The 16,953-nt window shown below is 61.5% G+C and carries 12 protein-coding genes; 5 read left to right on the forward strand and 7 right to left on the reverse strand.

Annotation, left to right across the window (positions count from 1 at the left end):
* Nucleotides 1-66: 66 nt before the first annotated feature.
* Nucleotides 67-750 carry a methyltransferase gene (locus FJV77_RS20635; protein ID WP_142868537.1) on the reverse strand — a complete coding sequence of 228 codons (684 nt, stop codon included), beginning with the start codon at nt 748-750 and terminating at the stop codon, nt 67-69.
* 73 nt (nt 751-823) lie between these two features.
* Nucleotides 824-2,809, reverse strand: coding sequence for a long-chain fatty acid--CoA ligase (locus FJV77_RS20640; RefSeq protein WP_142868480.1), 1,986 nt, complete (start codon nt 2,807-2,809; stop codon nt 824-826).
* 477 nt (nt 2,810-3,286) lie between these two features.
* On the opposite strand from FJV77_RS20640, the gene FJV77_RS20645 reads away from it, so the two are divergent.
* The 5 genes from FJV77_RS20645 to FJV77_RS20665 are packed head-to-tail and all read left to right on the forward strand — an operon-like array spanning nt 3,287 to nt 8,526.
* On the forward strand, nt 3,287-4,885 hold the full coding sequence (locus FJV77_RS20645) for an ABC transporter substrate-binding protein (RefSeq protein ID WP_142868481.1): 1,599 nt from the start codon (nt 3,287-3,289) through the stop codon (nt 4,883-4,885).
* 47 nt (nt 4,886-4,932) lie between these two features.
* A complete protein-coding gene (locus FJV77_RS20650; RefSeq protein ID WP_142868482.1) occupies nt 4,933-5,940 on the forward strand; it encodes an ABC transporter permease subunit in 1,008 nt (335 codons plus the stop codon).
* A 26-nt stretch (nt 5,941-5,966) separates the two neighbouring features.
* Nucleotides 5,967-6,851 (forward strand): ABC transporter permease subunit, encoded by an 885-nt coding sequence (locus tag FJV77_RS20655; RefSeq protein ID WP_246501501.1) that lies wholly within the window; start codon nt 5,967-5,969, stop codon nt 6,849-6,851.
* Nucleotides 6,851-7,696: an ABC transporter ATP-binding protein gene (locus FJV77_RS20660; protein ID WP_142868484.1), complete on the forward strand. Its 846-nt coding sequence runs from the start codon at nt 6,851-6,853 to the stop codon at nt 7,694-7,696. The genes FJV77_RS20655 and FJV77_RS20660 overlap by 1 nt, the downstream gene beginning before the upstream one ends.
* On the forward strand, nt 7,696-8,526 hold the full coding sequence (locus FJV77_RS20665) for a dipeptide ABC transporter ATP-binding protein (RefSeq protein WP_142868485.1): 831 nt from the start codon (nt 7,696-7,698) through the stop codon (nt 8,524-8,526). Before FJV77_RS20660 ends, FJV77_RS20665 begins: the two co-directional genes overlap by 1 nt.
* A gap of 120 nt (nt 8,527-8,646) precedes the next feature.
* On the opposite strand, the gene FJV77_RS20670 is transcribed toward FJV77_RS20665, so the two are convergent.
* The 5 genes from FJV77_RS20670 to FJV77_RS20690 form a co-directional block, all read right to left on the reverse strand.
* A complete protein-coding gene (locus tag FJV77_RS20670; protein ID WP_142868486.1) occupies nt 8,647-10,443 on the reverse strand; it encodes an ABC transporter ATP-binding protein in 1,797 nt (598 codons plus the stop codon).
* Nucleotides 10,443-11,489: a glycosyltransferase family A protein gene (locus tag FJV77_RS20675; protein ID WP_142868487.1), complete on the reverse strand. Its 1,047-nt coding sequence runs from the start codon at nt 11,487-11,489 to the stop codon at nt 10,443-10,445. Before FJV77_RS20675 ends, FJV77_RS20670 begins: the two co-directional genes overlap by 1 nt.
* Nucleotides 11,486-12,598, reverse strand: coding sequence for a glycosyltransferase (locus tag FJV77_RS20680; RefSeq protein ID WP_142868488.1), 1,113 nt, complete (start codon nt 12,596-12,598; stop codon nt 11,486-11,488). The genes FJV77_RS20675 and FJV77_RS20680 overlap by 4 nt, the downstream gene beginning before the upstream one ends.
* Entirely contained in the window at nt 12,595-13,770 is a 1,176-nt protein-coding gene (locus tag FJV77_RS20685; RefSeq protein WP_142868489.1) for an acyltransferase, read from the reverse strand. The genes FJV77_RS20680 and FJV77_RS20685 overlap by 4 nt, the downstream gene beginning before the upstream one ends.
* A gap of 965 nt (nt 13,771-14,735) precedes the next feature.
* The gene (locus tag FJV77_RS20690; protein ID WP_142868490.1) at nt 14,736-15,644 is read right to left on the reverse strand and encodes a LysR family transcriptional regulator; all 909 of its coding nucleotides are present in this window, start codon (nt 15,642-15,644) and stop codon (nt 14,736-14,738) included.
* Nucleotides 15,645-16,953 lie beyond the last annotated feature (1,309 nt).

Consider the following 16,953-nt stretch of genomic DNA (forward strand, 5'->3'; position numbering starts at 1 on the left):
AAATGAGGCGCCAGGCAGTCGTTCACGTCGGTGCCGGCGTAAGTCGGCTTGGGTAGAACCGATCATTCAGTGATCGGGCTTTGCCGCATCAGCGCCCTCAGCCTCAAACGAAAACACCCCGCTCGGCCTGATCACGGCACCCTTCGCGTCACCAAAATCCGGCACCGTATACTCAGCCAGCAACCGCAGCCGGGACAGTGGCAGATCGTTGCGGCGGGGATCGCCGACCAGCACCTCAATGCCGGCTGCCAGGCAGCGGTCGAGGAATGGGGTGACATGCAGAGCGACCTCACGGCCGTAGAAAACGTCGCCGGCGAGCACGAGGTCGACCGCCGGCGGCGGGCCCGTGGTGATGTCCTTGTCGACAATGGTGATCTCGACGCCGTTGGCCTCGGCGTTGAGGCCGATGGCGGCAACGCCGTTGCGGTCGATCTCGGCCGCGATCACCGTGCTGGCGCCGGCCTTGGCGGCGGCGATGCCGACGAGGCCCGAGCCGGCGCCGAGGTCGAGCACGCGGCGGCCGGCCACGCTTTGCGGATGGTCGAGTATATAGCGCGCAAGCACCGCGCCGCCGGCCCAGGCATAGGCCCAGTAGGGCGGCTGTGGCTCAGGCGCGTCGTCTTCGAGCGCGACTGCATCGTCGTCCGCGTCGCCGCTTTGGCGCGGCTCGGCAAGCCGCCTCAGGCCACTGGCCGGATGGGCTGTGTAGAGCAGGATTTCGGGAAGTGCTGGAACAGGCGCAAGGCGCATGTTCGCCTTGATGAACGTCGCCGCCTCGGAACGCGGATTGTCGTCTGCACCGCGACTACACTCGTCGCTCAAATTATTCCCGCAGCGCCCGGCGCAAAATCTTGCCCACCGGCGTCTTCGGCAGTTCGGTCCGGAACTCGATGTATTTCGGCCGCTTATAGCCGGTCAGGTTCTCGCGGCAATAGGCGGTCAGTGCCTCGACGGTTAGCGCCGGGTCCTTCTTGACTACGAACAATTTTGGTACCTCGCCCGAATGCTCGTCCGGCACGCCGATTGCCGCCACTTCCAGCACGCCCGGATGCTGGGCGACGACTTCCTCGAGTTCGTTCGGATAGACGTTGAAGCCTGAGACCAGGATCATGTCTTTCTTGCGATCGACGATCTTGGTGTAGCCGCGCTCGTCCATGAAGCCCATGTCGCCGGACTTGAAGAAACCGTCCTTGGTCATCACCTTGGCGGTCTCGTCCGGCCGGTTCCAGTAGCCGGCCATCACTTGCGGACCGCGGATGCAGATCTCGCCGACTTCGCCCAGCGGCAGATCGTTGCCGTCGTCGTCGCGGATGGCGATCTCGGTCGACGGCAGCGGCAGGCCGATCGTGCCGGTGAAATTGCTGTCGCTGAACCTGTTGGCGGTGGCCACGGGCGAGGTCTCCGACAGCCCGTATCCCTCGGTGATCGAGTTGCCGGTCAACGCCTTCCAGCGCTCGGCAACCCCCTTCTGCACCGCCATGCCGCCGCCCAGCGTCATGATCAGCGGTTTGAAGTCGAGCTTGCGGAAATCCTCATTGTTGAGCAATGCGTTGAACAGCGTGTTGAGGCCCGGGAAAATGTGCATCGGGTATTTCTGCAGTTCCTTGACGAAGCCGGGAACGTCGCGCGGGTTGGGAACGAGCACGTTCTGGGCGCCCTGCTGCATGCCCATCAGCGCGTTCACCGTCAGCGCGAAGATATGGTAGAGCGGCAGCGCGCAGATGAAGTTGAGATGCGCCGGCTTCGGCTTGATCGCGTAGGCGTCCTGCAGCCACAGCGTGTTCTGCGCGACATTGGACAGCACATTGGAGTGCAGCAGCACAGCACCTTTGGAAATCCCCGTGGTGCCGCCGGTATATTGCAGGAAGGCGACGTCGCTTGCTTCCATCTTGGCTGGCTTGAAGGCGATACCGGCGCCGGCCTTCACGGCCGCATTGAACTTGACATGGCCGGGCAGCGACCAGGCCGGCACCATCTTCTTCACCCGGCGCACGACGAGGTTGACGATCGTGCCCTTGAGGCCGCCGAGCATGTCGCCCATCGCCGCGACCACCACATGCTTGACATCAGTCCTGGCAATCACCGCGTCCAGGGTGCTGGCGAAATTCTCCAGAATGACGATCGCCTGCGCGCCGGAATCCTTGAGCTGATGTTCGAGTTCGCGCGGCGTGTAGAGCGGATTGATGTTGACCACGACATAGCCGGCGCGAAGCACAGCCATCATCGCCACCGGATATTGCAGCACGTTCGGCATCATCAGCGCCACGCGGGCGCCCTGCTGCAGACCCTTCGATTGCAGATAGGCGCCGAAGGCGGCCGATTGCCGCTCGAGTTCGGCATAGGAGATCGACTTGCCCATGCAGACGTATGCCGGCTGGCCGGAAAACTGTTTGCAGGCGCCGACCAGGAAGTCGCCGATGGAACTGTAGGGCAAGGCGCCGATCTCGGCCGGCATGGCTTTCGAATAGCTTTTAAGCCACGGTTTGTTCGGCAAGCCTGCGGCAAGTGCCGTCAGCGTCTTCGGTAGTTTTTTGGCCGGGCTAGGCGCCGGTTTTGAGGCCGGCTTTGCCGCCACCGGTTTCGCTGCAGGGCTGGCGGGCTTTGCAACAGGTGCTGTCTTCGCGGCCGCGGGCTTGGTCGCAGGTTTCGCTGCCGGCTTGGCGCTTGCGTTCGCCGGCGCGCTGGCTGCCTTAGGCTTGGCGGCGGTCTTGGCCGGTGGCGCTTTCGGCTTGGCGGCAGCGGCGGCGGGTTTTGAAGCGGTTGCCGCTTTTGCTTTCGCCGGGGCCGTTGTCTTTGTTGCTTTTGCCACCTCTAGCCTCCCTAGTCGTTCGTTGCCTGCTCCATGCTGCACCGCCTCGGTATTGTGAGGCGTCCTCCGCTGCAGCGATGTCGCGTATTCCCGGGAAATCCGGCGTGTCATCTATCTATTGCGACTATCGGCGGCCGTGCAAGTCTTGCCCCAACGGCAGAACGGCAAAGATTTGCCGTCAAAATCTGTCCCGCGCTGTCGCCTCCGCCTTCGGCCCGCCGTGACAGCTGCGAGGAGCTCCCGGCCTGTGGATCATTGTTCCACCAACACCCGCAATCAATAAAAAAATGCGGTCGTTAACATTGTCGTGATTAGGAAGTTTTGCCAATTTTTTCCGAAATCTAGCAAAGAGCGAGAAATATTTTCTGCTTACGGTGGGGTAGGCAAACAGGGAGTTCCAAAGCCGGAAAAACGGTGCTTATATGCGCCCTTCGCGAGCCTGCTAGAGGGGCTTGGAAGAACATCAGGGAGTGCTCAATGAAAAAGAAACTGACTTTTGCAGCCGCGTTGCTGGCTGCAAGCGTCCTCGGCGGCGTGGCCAATGCCAAGACGCTGGTCTATTGCTCGGAGGCCTCGCCGGCCAACTTCGACCCGGGTACCACGACGGGCGGCAATGACTTCGACGCCTCGTCGCGTACCGTCTATTCGCGCCTGGTCGAGTTCAAGCATGGCGGCACCGAAGTTGTGCCCGGCCTTGCCGACAAATGGGAGATCTCGGACGACGGCCTGGTCTATACTTTCCACCTGCACCCGGGCGTGAAGTTCCAGACAACGGATTTCTTCAAGCCGACGCGTGACCTCAATGCAGACGACGTCGTCTTTTCCTTCGATCGCCAGTTCAACAAGGAAAACCCCTGGAACGGCGAAAAGTACCTGCCGAACCTGACCTGGGACTACTACACCGGCATGGACATGCCGAAATACGTCGCCAAGTGGGAAAAGGTCGACGACCTGACCGTCAAGCTGACGCTGACCGAGCCTAACGCGCCGATGCTGGCCAATCTCGGCATGGACTTCGCCTCGATCGTGTCGAAGGAATATGCCGACCAGCTGGAAACAGACGGCAAGATGGCCGACTTCTCGACCAAGCCGATCGGCACCGGTCCGTTCCAGTTCGTCGACTACCAGCTGGATTCGGTCATCCGCTATGCGGCCAACCCGGATTACTTCAAGGGCAAGGAAAAGATCGACGATCTCGTCTTCGCCATCACCCCTGACGCGACCGCCCGCATCCAGAAGGTGCTCGCCGGCGAATGCGACATCGCGCCCTATCCGAATCCTGCCGACATCGGCACGATCAAGGCCAACAAGGACGTGACCTTGATGGATCAGGCTGGCCTGAACATCGGCTATATGAGCTACAACACCACCATCCCGCCGCTCGACAAGCCTGAGGTGCGTCATGCACTCAACCAGGCGATCGACCGGGCATCGCTCATCAAGTCGCTGTTCCAGGACGCCGGCGCCACGCCGGCCGAAAACCTGATCCCGCCGACCATGTGGTCGTGGAACAAGGACGTGAAGTCCGACGCCTATGATCCGGAAGCGGCCAAGAAGGTGCTGGCCGATGCCGGGCTGAAGGAGATCCAGCTCTGGGCCTCCGATCGCGTTCGTCCCTACAACCCGAACTTCCAGCGCGCCGCCGAACTGATCCAGGCTGACTGGGCCAAGGTTGGCGTCAAGGCGGAGATCGTCAGCTACGAGTGGACGAAGTACCGCGAGGAAGGCAAGAAGAAGGAACGCCCCGGCGCCTTCCAGATCGGCTGGACCGGCGACAATGGCGATCCGGACAACTTCTTCGCCACGCTGTTCGCCTGCTCGGCCATCGGCGTGTCGAACTACTCCAGCTGGTGCGACAAGGACTTCGAGGACCTGATCCAGAAGGCCAAGAAGACCAGCGACCAGGCCGAACGCACCAAGCTCTATGAGCAGGCCCAGGTTGTCTTTGCCAAGCAGGCTCCGGCCTTCCTCATGGCACACAGCCAGGTCTACGCAGTCGTGCGCAAGAATGTCAGCGGCTTCATGATGGACCCGCTCGGCATTCATCGCTTCGACGGCGTCGACAAGGCCGAATAGAACTGTTAGGCGGGCGGCGCGCAATCAGGCGCCGCCCCCTTTTTAAGATGCTCCGATATCTCCTCAACAAAATCGTCTTGGTGCTCCCGACGCTGATCGGCATCACCATCTGTGCCTTCGCTTTTGTCAGGCTGCTGCCCGGCGATCCCATCCTTGCCATGGCCGGCGAGCATGGCGTGTCGCCCGCGCGCTACGAAGAACTGAAGGAACAGTTCGGCTACAATCTGCCGATCTGGCAGCAATACGCGCATTATGTCCGCGATGCCGCATCCGGTAATTTCGGCGTGTCGATCTCGTCCAAGCGCCCCGTCATCGAAGATTTCATGACGCTCTTCCCGGCAACCATCGAGCTCTCTATCTTTGCCATGATCTTCGCCATGCTGCTGGGCATTCCCGCGGGCATCTTCGCCGCGGTCAAGCGCGGCTCCTGGTTCGACCAGGGGCTGATGGGCACAGCCCTTGTCGGCTATTCCATGCCGATCTTCTGGTGGGGCCTGCTGCTGATCATCTTTTTCTCCGGCTATCTCGGCTGGACCCCGGTTTCCGGCCGCATCGGCCTGCAGTTCTTCATCAAGCCGATCACCGGCTTCCTGACCCTCGACAGCCTGCTCTACGGCAAATGGGATGCTTTCCGCTCGGCATTGAGCCATCTGGTGCTGCCGACAATTGTGCTCGGCACCATCCCGCTGGCGGTGATCGCCCGCCAGACGCGCTCGGCCATGCTCGAAGTGCTGGGCGAGGACTATGTGCGGACCGCCCGCGCCAAGGGGCTGTCGTCGTCCCGCGTCATCGGCGTGCACGCGCTGCGCAATGCGCTGATCCCGGTGGTCACCACCATCGGCCTGCAGGTCAGCACGCTGCTTGCCGGCGCCATTCTCACCGAAACCATCTTCGCCTGGCCGGGCATCGGCAAGTGGATGGTCGATTCCATCTCCAAGCGCGACTATGTCGTCGTGCAGTCGGGCTTGCTCTTGATCGCCCTTATCGTCATGGCCGTGAACCTGATCGTCGACGTGCTTTATGCCGTCATCAACCCGCGCATACGGGCGGCGTGATGAGCCAGTCGACCGAAATCGCCCCGATGGCCGCCGGCAATCCTGATCGCCTGACCGGCTTCAGGACCTTCTGGCACTATTTCTCGGTGAACCGCGGCGCCGTCATCGGCCTGTTCGTCTTCATCCTGCTGGTGCTGGCAGCTCTGTTTGCGCCGCTGCTAGCGCCCTATGCGCCCGACATCCAGGACAAGACCGCTTTCTTGCGGCCGCCGGCATGGCAGGCGGGCGGCAGCGCCGAATATCTGCTTGGCACCGACGCGGTCGGCCGCGACATGCTCTCGCGCCTGCTCTATGGCGCGCGTTTCTCGCTGCTGATCGGCGCCGTCGTCGTCACGCTGGCACTTACCGGCGGCATTACGCTCGGCCTGCTGGCCGGCTATTTCCGCGGCTGGGTCGACGTGGCGATCATGCGCGTCATGGATTTGATCCTGTCCTTCCCGTCGCTGCTGCTGGCGCTGGTTCTGGTCACCATCCTCGGCCCCGGCCTGTTCAACGCCATGCTGGCCATTGCGCTTGTCCTGCAGCCGCATTTCGCGCGCCTGGTGCGCGCCGCTGTCATGGCCGAAAAGAGCCGTGAATATGTGGTCGCTGCCAAGGTTGCCGGCGCGGGACATATAAGGCTGATGCTGCGCACCATCCTGCCCAACTGCCTGGCGCCGCTGATCGTCCAGGGCACGCTGTCCTTCTCCAACGCCATCCTCGAGGCGGCAGCCCTTGGCTTCCTCGGTCTTGGCGCCCAGCCGCCGACACCGGAATGGGGAACCATGCTCGCCTCGGCGCGCGAATTCATCCTGCGCGCCTGGTGGGTGGTGACCTTCCCCGGCCTCGCCATCCTCATCACCGTTCTCGCCATCAACCTGATCGGCGACGGTCTGCGCGATGCGCTCGATCCGAAGCTGAGGAGGTCCTGATGGCGCTGCTCGACATCCAGAACCTCGTCGTCGAGTTCCAGACAGCGTCAGGCCCGTTCCGCGCGGTCGACGGTGTCTCGCTCCATGTCGACGAACGCGAAGTGCTGGCCATCGTCGGCGAATCCGGCTCCGGGAAGTCGGTGTCGATGCTGGCGGTGATGGGCCTTTTGCCGTGGACCGCGACGGTCACTGCCGACGAGATGAGCTTCAACGGCCGCGATCTCCTGAAGATGAGCCCGGCCGAGCGCCGCAAGATCGTCGGCAAGGACATGTCGATGATCTTCCAGGAGCCGATGGCCAGCCTCAATCCCTGCTTCACCGTCGGCTTCCAGATCGAAGAGGTGCTGCGCTTCCATATGGGCATGGACAAGGCCCAGCGCCGGGAACGCGCCATCGAATTGTTGACGCAGGTCGGCATTGCCGAGCCGGCGGAGCGGCTGAACTCGTTCCCGCACCAGATGTCGGGCGGTCAGTGCCAGCGCGTCATGATCGCGATTGCCATTGCCTGCAATCCGAAGCTGTTGATCGCGGACGAGCCGACCACCGCGCTCGACGTCACCATCCAGAAGCAGATCCTCGATCTGCTGGTGTCGCTGCAGGTCAAATACGGCATGGGCCTGATCATGATCACCCACAATATGGGCGTCGTCGCCGAGACCGCCGACCGCGTCATCGTCCAGTACAAGGGCCGCAAGATGGAAGAGGCCGACGTGCTGTCGCTGTTTGAATCGCCGAAGAGCAATTATACGCGCGCACTTTTGTCGGCGCTGCCGGACAACGCCGTCGGCGACAGGCTGCCGACCGTCTCAGACATGCTGTTCGAACCGGCTGCTGGAGTCGCCTGATGAGCATCAAGGTCGTCGAAGGCAAGAACATCAAGCGCGACTATCACATCGGCGGCGGCCTGTTTCGCGGCGCGCGCACCGTGCATGCAGTCAAGGGTGTTTCGTTCAGCGTCGACAAGGGCAAAACGCTGGCCATCGTCGGTGAATCGGGCTGCGGCAAGTCCACGCTGGCGCGCATCATCACATTGATCGATCCGGCCACGTCCGGCGAGCTGTTCATCGACGGCAACAAGGTCGACATCGCCAGGAACAGCCTGACCAAGGAGATGCGCCGCAAGGTGCAGATCGTCTTCCAGAACCCTTACGGCTCGCTCAACCCGCGTCAGAAGATCGGCGACGTGCTGGGCGAACCGTTGCTCATCAACACCGACAAGCCGGCCGAAGAGCGGCGCGACCTGGCCATGAAGATGCTGAAGAAGGTCGGCCTCGGAACCGAGCACTACAATCGCTACCCGCATATGTTCTCGGGCGGCCAGCGCCAGCGCATCGCCATCGCCCGCGCGCTGATGCTGAACCCGAGCCTTCTGGTGCTCGACGAGCCGGTTTCCGCGCTCGATCTGTCGGTGCAGGCGCAGGTGCTCAATTTGCTTGCCGACCTGCAGGACGAATTCCAGTTGACCTACGTCTTCATCAGCCACGATCTGTCTGTCGTGCGCTACATCGCCGACGATGTGATGGTGATGTATTTCGGCGAAGCGGTTGAATACGGCTCGCGCGAGGAGGTTTTCGCCGACCCCAAGCACAGCTATACGAGGACGCTGTTCGCCGCGACCCCACGCGCCGACGTCGCCTCGATCAAGGCGCGACTGGCGAAGAAAAAGGCCGCCTGACCTCCCTGGCAATTGCTTTGCACAATCGGGAATGCGTCGCGGCGGTGGTTTGCCGGCAGGATTGATCGCAATCCGCGAGTTGCCGGGCGCAAGCCGCGTCGCAGATTCGGGTGTGTCCCATCACTCACCCGCTCCGTGTTGGTAAAGCTCGTCCATGCTGAGCTTTGCCAGCGTTGCGAAGGCGGCCTGTTTCTTCACCCGACCGCGGCTCAAGATCACCACGTCGTCGCAGAACGAGATGGTGCTGTGGTGATGACTGATGACAATGGTGGTGCGGCGGCCGGCCCGCGACTTCAGCGTCTCGACAATAGCGGCTTCCGACAACCCATCCACCGCACTGGTGGCTTCGTCGAGGATGAGAATATCGGGATCGCGCACCAGCGCCCGCGCCAGGGCGATCCTTTGCCTTTGTCCGGCTGACAGGTTGACGCCCCGGTATCCGACAAGTGTGGCGTAACCCAGCGGCAGGTGCTCGATGAATTCATGTGCCTCGGCCAGCCTTGCGGCGTGCATGGCGTCGCTGGCCGACGCCGTGTCGTGGCCGTAGACAATGTTTTCAAAAATTGTGCCGTCGACCAATTCCAGGTCCTGGCTGGCCAAGGCAATGTTCCGCCGCCACTGGCTTGGGTCGATTTCAGCGAGCGGTGCCCCATCGACGAGGATCCTGCCGCTGTCGGGTTCGACGAAGCGGCACAGGAGATTGACGATCGTCGTCTTGCCGGCGCCCGAGCGGCCGATCAGCGCCGTCGAGCGGCCGCTGCGGATGTCGAACACCGCCTGATGCAGCACCGCCTCGCGCGCGTCGGGGCCGGGCAGGGCACCGGAATAGGCGAAGCTCACATCATCGAAGCTGATCCCTTGGCGCAAGCCGTCGAACGGCAGGCTGCCCTGCGGCGCCGCGGGCTTGTCGGAAGGATCGAGCAGCCATTGCACCTCCTCCAGCGAGCCGCTCATACCTTGCAGCTGACTCCACGACATCTGCAAGGCGCGCATATGAGGCTGCAGTCGGTAGAGCAGGATGAGGAAGGCGACGGTCAGCGGGAAGCTTACATTCGCCAGCCAGGCTCCGATCACCACCGCCAGGAACAGCATCGCATGCAACACCTCGGTCAGTGGCGGCAAGACGCCCTGGCGGATCGAAAGCACGAAAGCCGCCCGCCGCACCCCATCGGACGCTTTGGCGAAAACCGCCTTTTCGTGGTTCTCCTGCCCGAAGATGCGGATCAGGCGCCCAGCATGCACCAGATGCAGCATCTGTGACGCGAGTGCGCTGTTGCGTGAGACGACGCTGCGGCTCGGCGCCTTCAGATTGGACGACAAGATCCCGTGCGCCAGCTGGACAAGCGCCAGCCCCAGCGTCACCAGCAGCGTCATCTGCCAGGACAGGAGCAGGAGGAAGGCGAGCAGGATGACGGCGGCCGAGGCACTGACGATCGCGCCGAGCAGGGCCTGGATAGCGTCGGACGCTCGCCAGGATTCGTTGGAGATGATGTTGAGCAGCCGTCCGGGGCTTTGCTGCAGGAAAAAGGGGTAGCCGACCCTGAGCAACTGCTCCGATAGTGCGCTGCGGATCGAATAACCTGCCTTGCCGTAGATGAAGCTGGTCAGCAGCGTGTTGGCGAAGGCAAAGACATTCTTCAGCACGATCGAACCGAGGATGGCGGCCGAAATGGCTATCAGCCGCTCGCGTTCGCCGAGGTCCGCTCCAACCTGCTGGAGGAGGGCGGAGAAACCGGCCATGCCTGATGTTTCGCCACGCCCCATAATGATGCCGAGCAGCGGAATGATGAGGCCGATGCCGAGGCCTTCCAGCGCGGCGCCCGCAAGCCCGAGCCCCACCACGACGGGAACGAGCCGCAACAGCCTGCCACCAAGCGCGCGGCGCAGCATCGGCAAGGCTGACGGGATCCGTGACATTATCGCGCTCTGGCCTCCGCATTGGCTTCGCTGGCTTGCCGGTCCTGGCGCAGCGGCAGCCGTTTTGGCCATCCCATCATGACGAGCAGCGCAAATCTCGCGGCACCTGCCAGATTCATGACGACAATAGGCCAGTGCGACAGATCGAGGTCGCGGTCGAAGCGTGGACGGCCCACCAGTTCCTTGAACGCGGCACGCGCGGACCAAAAGACATGGCGAAGCAGCCAAGGGGCGTGGCGGACATGTTTCAGGCACAGCGCACCATTACCGAGGCTATAGTCGCGGTGCAGCTTGTCGATCGATTTGCGGTCTCGCCGCCCGTGATGATGCAAGACGGTCATGTCGGGCACATACTCGACCGGCATGCCGAGCAGCATCGCCCGCACGAGATAATCAGTATCCTCAGCCGAGCGTAGCGGGCCGCCAGCGCCGAAGCGTTCGTCGAACGGCCCGATGCGGGCCGCGACGTCGCGGTGCATGGTCATGTTGCAGCCGAGCACGAAGCCGCCCGGGTGGACCGCCGGGGTCAGCCGCTCGCGCGCCTCGCAACGCTTGATGGTGAAGGGCAGGTCCCGGGCATCACCGAGCTCGACGCGGCCGCCGCGGATCAGCCATTTCTCGCCGCTCCGGTAGTGCCGCTCGAGGTCGCGGAGATAGTCGCGATCGAGCTTGCAGTCATCGTCGATGAAGACCAGCACGCGGCCTCGCGCTCGCGCCAATCCGGCATTGCGGGCAGCGGCTAGTCCGGGACGGGGCTCCGAGACGGCTGTGACTGGGATGTCTGACGTTTCGGCGATACTGGCCAGCCGCTTTGACGTGCCGTCCCGTGAACCATTGTCGACCACCACCAACTCAGCCGCGAAGGCGGCGTGCGCCCGGCATGCAGCCTGGATCGACGCTATGCAGGCCTCCAGCACAGCGGCGCGGTCGCGCGTGCAGACGATGAAGCTGACCTCAAGCGACGGCCGCTCCGATCGGGGAGATGTCGGGACGGGCGCACTCGCAAACGGGTGCTCGCGCAGGAGCGGGTGGGGCCTGTCGGTCATACAAGTCCTCGCTGATAACGCGCAAGCACCGCTTCGGCCGGCGTGGTTTTGAAGAAGTACGCTACCGCGTCCGCCTGCTTTCCGGCCGCTATCGAGGCCAGGCTGAGCCAGGGCGCCCAGACGCCGGGACGCAGCGCATATTGTTCGCGGCGCCGGATGAAGTTCCATCTCGCTGTCCGCGTCAGCAATTCGTGCGTCAGCGGCGGTTCTCTTTCATCGCTGACGAGCTGGTAGAGGAAATAGAACAGGTTCAGCGCGCCGGCCTCGAAGCTTGGCCGTGTGCTGGCCGGCAGCGTGGAAATCCGCTCTTCCAGCGCACGGATGAAATCGGCTGCGCGCGCAACCGTGTCGAAAGAGACGACCTCGCCGATGTCGCGCAGATCCGCGGTGGCTTCCACGAGCCCCTCACGCTCGAGATTTTCGGCCACGATCCGCAAATGCGTCCTGCGCATTTCCTTGGCATGCCGCATGGTCACGCTTCCTGCATGGATGCGATAGACGAGCAGGTTATCGGGCGAGATGGTCGCCGGGAAACGGCCAGCAAGCCGCCTGAAGAGATCGAAATCCTCGGCGTGCCTGTATTCTGGATCGTAATAGAGATCGTCGGTCCGTATGACCTTCCTGTTGTAGACCACCGTCGGATGCATGAATATCGTAAAGAACATCGACAATATGTCGAGCCGGCCGAACCGGAACACCGGGTCGAGCCTGCCCTTGGCGATGCGGCCGTGAAGCAAGGTATCGACGCAGGAGCCGCAGAAGCCGAGCTCGGGCCGCTGCTCGAACAGTGCCACCTGGCGCGAGAGACGCCAGGGATAGGCGACATCGTCCGCATCCATTCGCGCGACCAGCTCGCCCTGGGCCAGTCGCAGCCCTTCATTGAGGGTGGCGACGAGGCCGCGGTTTTCACGCGAGATGACAGAAACGCGATTGTCGGCCCGGCGGCATCGTTCGAGGATATCGAGCGAATTGTCAGTCGACCCGTCATCGATAGCGATGACCTCCAGGCGATCGTAGTCTTGCCGCAGAATGCTCCCCAGCGCAGCGGCGAGATAAGGCCCGGCATTGTAGACCGGCAGCAGGACGGAGACGAGCGGCGCGGTGGTCATCGCTGTGCATCCGTTCGCTGTAGATCGAGCGCGGCGCGGCCATTGGGGCTGGGATAGGCGTCCGCCGCCCTGCCGAGCCAGCCGGTATCGGCGGCCCGTGCCTGGGAGCGGCGGCGCGCGACATAGGGGAAGCGGCGCTTGAGGCCGTTGAGCGGCCTTTCGAAAACCGTCCACGAGATCGAAGCGACGGCGATCGTGGCGGCGCTCGCGACCAGGAACCGCCCTGGCCCCTGCTCCGAGACATTGAGTGGAATCCAGGGCTGTGACTTGACGGCGAGCGACAGAAGGATCGGATGGTAGAGATAGACGCCGTAGCTGATGCGGCCCAGTGACAGCAGCGGCGGCAGTTCGAAAACCCTGCCGAGCGCGCCGCCAAGGCCGGCTGAACAGGCGACGACAACGGCCACCAGCGGCACCAAGGGCAGGATCTGCAGCAGCGCCCAGCGGGCCCATTCCAGCATGGGATCGGCCGGCGCCGGGACAAGCCATTCAATCGCCAGGAAGGTGGCCGCAAGGACTGGCCAGCCTAGCCGCATCCATTGCGGCAGGCCAGCGCCTCTGGTCCGCCGGCAGGCAAGCAAAGCACCCGACGCCAGCGCATCCATCGATGCCGGCGGCAGCAGGTCGCGCGCCAGTGCCGGGGTGGCGGTGATCGGCCAGTAGAAGCGATAGGTCAGCGACAACAGGATGACGCCTATAGTGATCGCTTCCACGCGCCGGCGCGGTGCAAGAAGCACGACCAGCGGCCAGGCGATGTAGAACTGCTCCTCGATGCTCAGGCTCCAGAAATGGCAGAGTAGCCAGGGCGTCCATTCGTTGCGCAGCGCGTACCAGAAATTCGACAGGTAAAGCGCATGCCAGACGAGCGATCCGCTGGACTGCTCCAGATCGGTCAGCCAGACGAACCCGAGCACGGCGAAATAGGGCGGGAATATGCGCAGCGCGCGCCTGATGTAGAAGGATCTCAACGCAGGCCCGGCTTCGAATTCGGCCGCGGCGCGGGCTTCGAGCAGCAGTCGGGTGATCAGGAAGCCGCTCAGCACGAAGAACAGCCGCACGCCGATATGGCCCCAAAAGGAGGACCCGTTGGGTGCCAGGAAATGAGAATAGAGAACCATCGTGACAGCGATGGCGCGCAGCGCGTCCAGCTGATTGTCGCGCGTAACCATCAGCCATTTCCGCCGGTCTGATATCTCCGAAGAAGCCGGCAGCCTGCCAGCGTTGAGAGTGCGCAGACAACATCAAACCCGCGCCTTGTGCGCGAGGCAGCCTCGAAATCGGTAGTGGCCAGCGAAAAATTCAAGCTGGTCAACTTGGCGGAATCCTCCACGGCGCACGTTCCGGTACTGAATCCCCCAGGAAATGGTGCAGCCGGGCAATGGTGCGGTGCAACACAAAATATCTATCGAACTGTAATGTTTATGTGAGTGAGTGCTAAAATGGATATGATTTGCAAGTGTGCCGTGTCGTTGACGGACTTGCTCGCGCGTCGGGCGAGTTGTATCATATCAGAAAGACCCGGTTTAATTGCATGCAACGAATCTGGATCGCTTGATGTCTTCGGTAAGCTAACAAAATAGCTTAAGAAGACAGGTATTTTATTTTATGATTGAAGTTTATATTGTTGGATAATCGACAAAATCGAAACTATCGATTTTGCGCAATGCAGCATAGTCGATGGTCAATCGCCTGACGACGCTCGGTAGCACGAACGTCCTTTTTTCCTGACCGCAAAGGAGAAGTTTATGATGAACAAACGCAGCCCGAGAAGCGACCGTACAGCAGCATTTGGTGCTGAGTAGGCAATACCCGGTCAAACACCTTGCGTTTGTCTACGGCCTTTTATGAGGACGGCCGTACCAGCCTGGGAAAGATGATCGCGACAAACGGGACAAACGGATTGAACGGTCCACCACGCGCCGAAGCCTGCATTGGATGATGCGCTTTCCGTCGTGACTTCCACGCCGCTTCAGAAAGGACCGGTATACTGGTGGGCTTGGCGGCCTGTTAGCATTGTCTTGGGCCGACAAATGGCCGGACAGTGCCGCCTCACCCTCACGGTGCGTCTACACCGGCAAGGCTTGCAACCACGCGACAGCCCTTTTTCCAGGTGCATCAAGCTGAGTGGCAGGTGCCATCACGACACGTCATACTGCTGCGCCAGCGAGGCGAAAAGCTGGTCGGCGAAACGGGCAGCGGCCACCGGTAGGGTGCGGCCCTTGAGTTGGCCGACATAGAGCATGCCAGCGGGCACGTCGCGCGGGTCGAGCGGCCGGGAGGTCATGTCACCGGTCATCGCCTGGTGGGACAGGCCAATTGGGAAATGGAAGGTGATGATATTCTCCGAGATGGCGTGGTTGCGCAGGAATTCGAAGCTGTCCGACTGAATCACCGGCTCCAGCTGCAGCGATGACGATTGCGCCCCGATGTCGAGCAGGTAGCGCACGCCGTAACTTGATGTGGGAAGCGCGATTGGATAGTCGAGGCAAGCGCGCAACCGCACCGTCTCGTGAGAAGCCAGCGGGTGATCGGGCCGCATAACCGCATGCACCGGCTGGTGCACCCGCATCAGCGTCATGAAAGCAGCCAGCCGGGTTGGCTCGTAGACGATGGCGATGTCGGCCGTGTGATCGACCAAGGCGCGCTCGGCCTCCTCCCGGTCGCGCAGGTGCACTCCGAAGGTCACATTCGGATGTTCCTTGCGGTAGAGTGAGATCTGCATCGGCAGATGGTAGGGCAATAGCGCCTGGCTGCAGGCGATCGCCACATGGCCGCGCCGGGCGCCAGCAAGGTCTGCAATCCGCGATTTCACGTGCTCCATATCGGATAACTGGTTGCGCATGTGCTGCACTAGAAGTTCGCCGGCGCTGGACAATCGCACGCCGTGAGGCAGTCGCTCGAAAATCGCAACGCCCAGTTCGGCCTCCATCGCCAATATACGCCGGTTGAGCGCCGTCGAGGTTATGGCGAGCAATTCCGCGGCGGCGCGGATCGAACCGGTCTTGGCCACCACATCGACATAGTGAGCGGAGTTCAGGTAACGCATCGGCAGCCTCCGGCATCACCGCTGCAATTCTTGCAGCAGGCTGAACAAAACATAGCACAAGACAGCAGCACCGTCATCGACATAATTAAACCTGTCGACATATGAGTGAAGAAGTATCTTCAAGCGACATTGATCATTTAAAATCAATGAAAGCCGGTGCAATGGATTTGCTCCAGCTCCCTCAGTAAATTATTAATCAAAAAGGAGAAATCATGCGCTACATATCGTTTGTAAGCTTAGCTTCTCTCGGTTTTGTTGCCATTATAAATGTATCTGCGATTGCCGCCGAGCAATGCAACGATACGAATGAGTCATCGAGCCTACCAGGTTATATTCATCAATGTAGTGTGACTTCCAAGACAAATATCGATGAAAGAGCCCTAGCAGACGCCGGAGAGCGTAAAAGCTGCGGTTCGGATTGTGCGCAAGTTTACAGTATGTGCAAGCCCAGCAGGGGTAGAGATTGCCGCCAAGAATACAAATCCTGTTCTTGGAAGTGCGTCTTTGGTGCGGAAACAACGATTAGTCAGTAGAGAAAATCTGACATTTGAAATCTTTGTGCGGAATTCTTGTTTGGCGTTTAGTGCGCGAGTCGGGCGGATACGCGCCGAAGTTCCCATAACTGTTTCGCCCGCCGACCGCTGCGTGTGCACAAGGAGGCTTCTTCCTTGTCAAAAGAAAGGGCCGCGCCGTTGCTCTGGCCTTGTTCTTCTATGCATTGTTCATCGCGGGAATCACTTTTGCTGCCAGAATCGGGATGAACGATGGCGGAAGAAATATTTTTCTTGCCCTAATTATCGTCGCAATCGGGTGGCGCGGCATTCTAGCGACCCGGGTCTACCGCGAGGCACACAACCTCAAGACCGGTGGAAGAGAGTGATTGCGGTTTCGGCCCTTTTCATGGTTCTGGCTATCTTGGCTGTCGTCGGTCTGACTTTTGTGCTGGGTCTGGCTAGACACAGGTTTCGTGCCGACAAATGCCTAGACGCTGCCGCTTCACGCCTGACGGGTGCGCCTCACCGGCAACACGTGCCAACTACGCGACAGCCTTTATGTCCAGGTGCATCGGATTGAAGGCACGCCGGTGGGCAGTTCGGCGAGTCATGTACGGTCGAGACTTGGAAGCTTAACCTCACCAAGAGCCTAGACCGGTGGATCTCAGGAACCATCGCCGGTGAATCTGATAACTTGGCGCACAGCCGTTTGCTCATTTACCCAGAACGAAGTCCGTTGGGAGGGGGCCGGTCCTGATTTGCGGTATGGCTGCCAACGAAGCCTTCTAAGGTGGGTTTTCGGGTGGATGGAAATC

Source organism: Mesorhizobium sp. WSM4306, assembly GCF_007003975.1.
GTDB lineage: Bacteria > Pseudomonadota > Alphaproteobacteria > Rhizobiales > Rhizobiaceae > Mesorhizobium.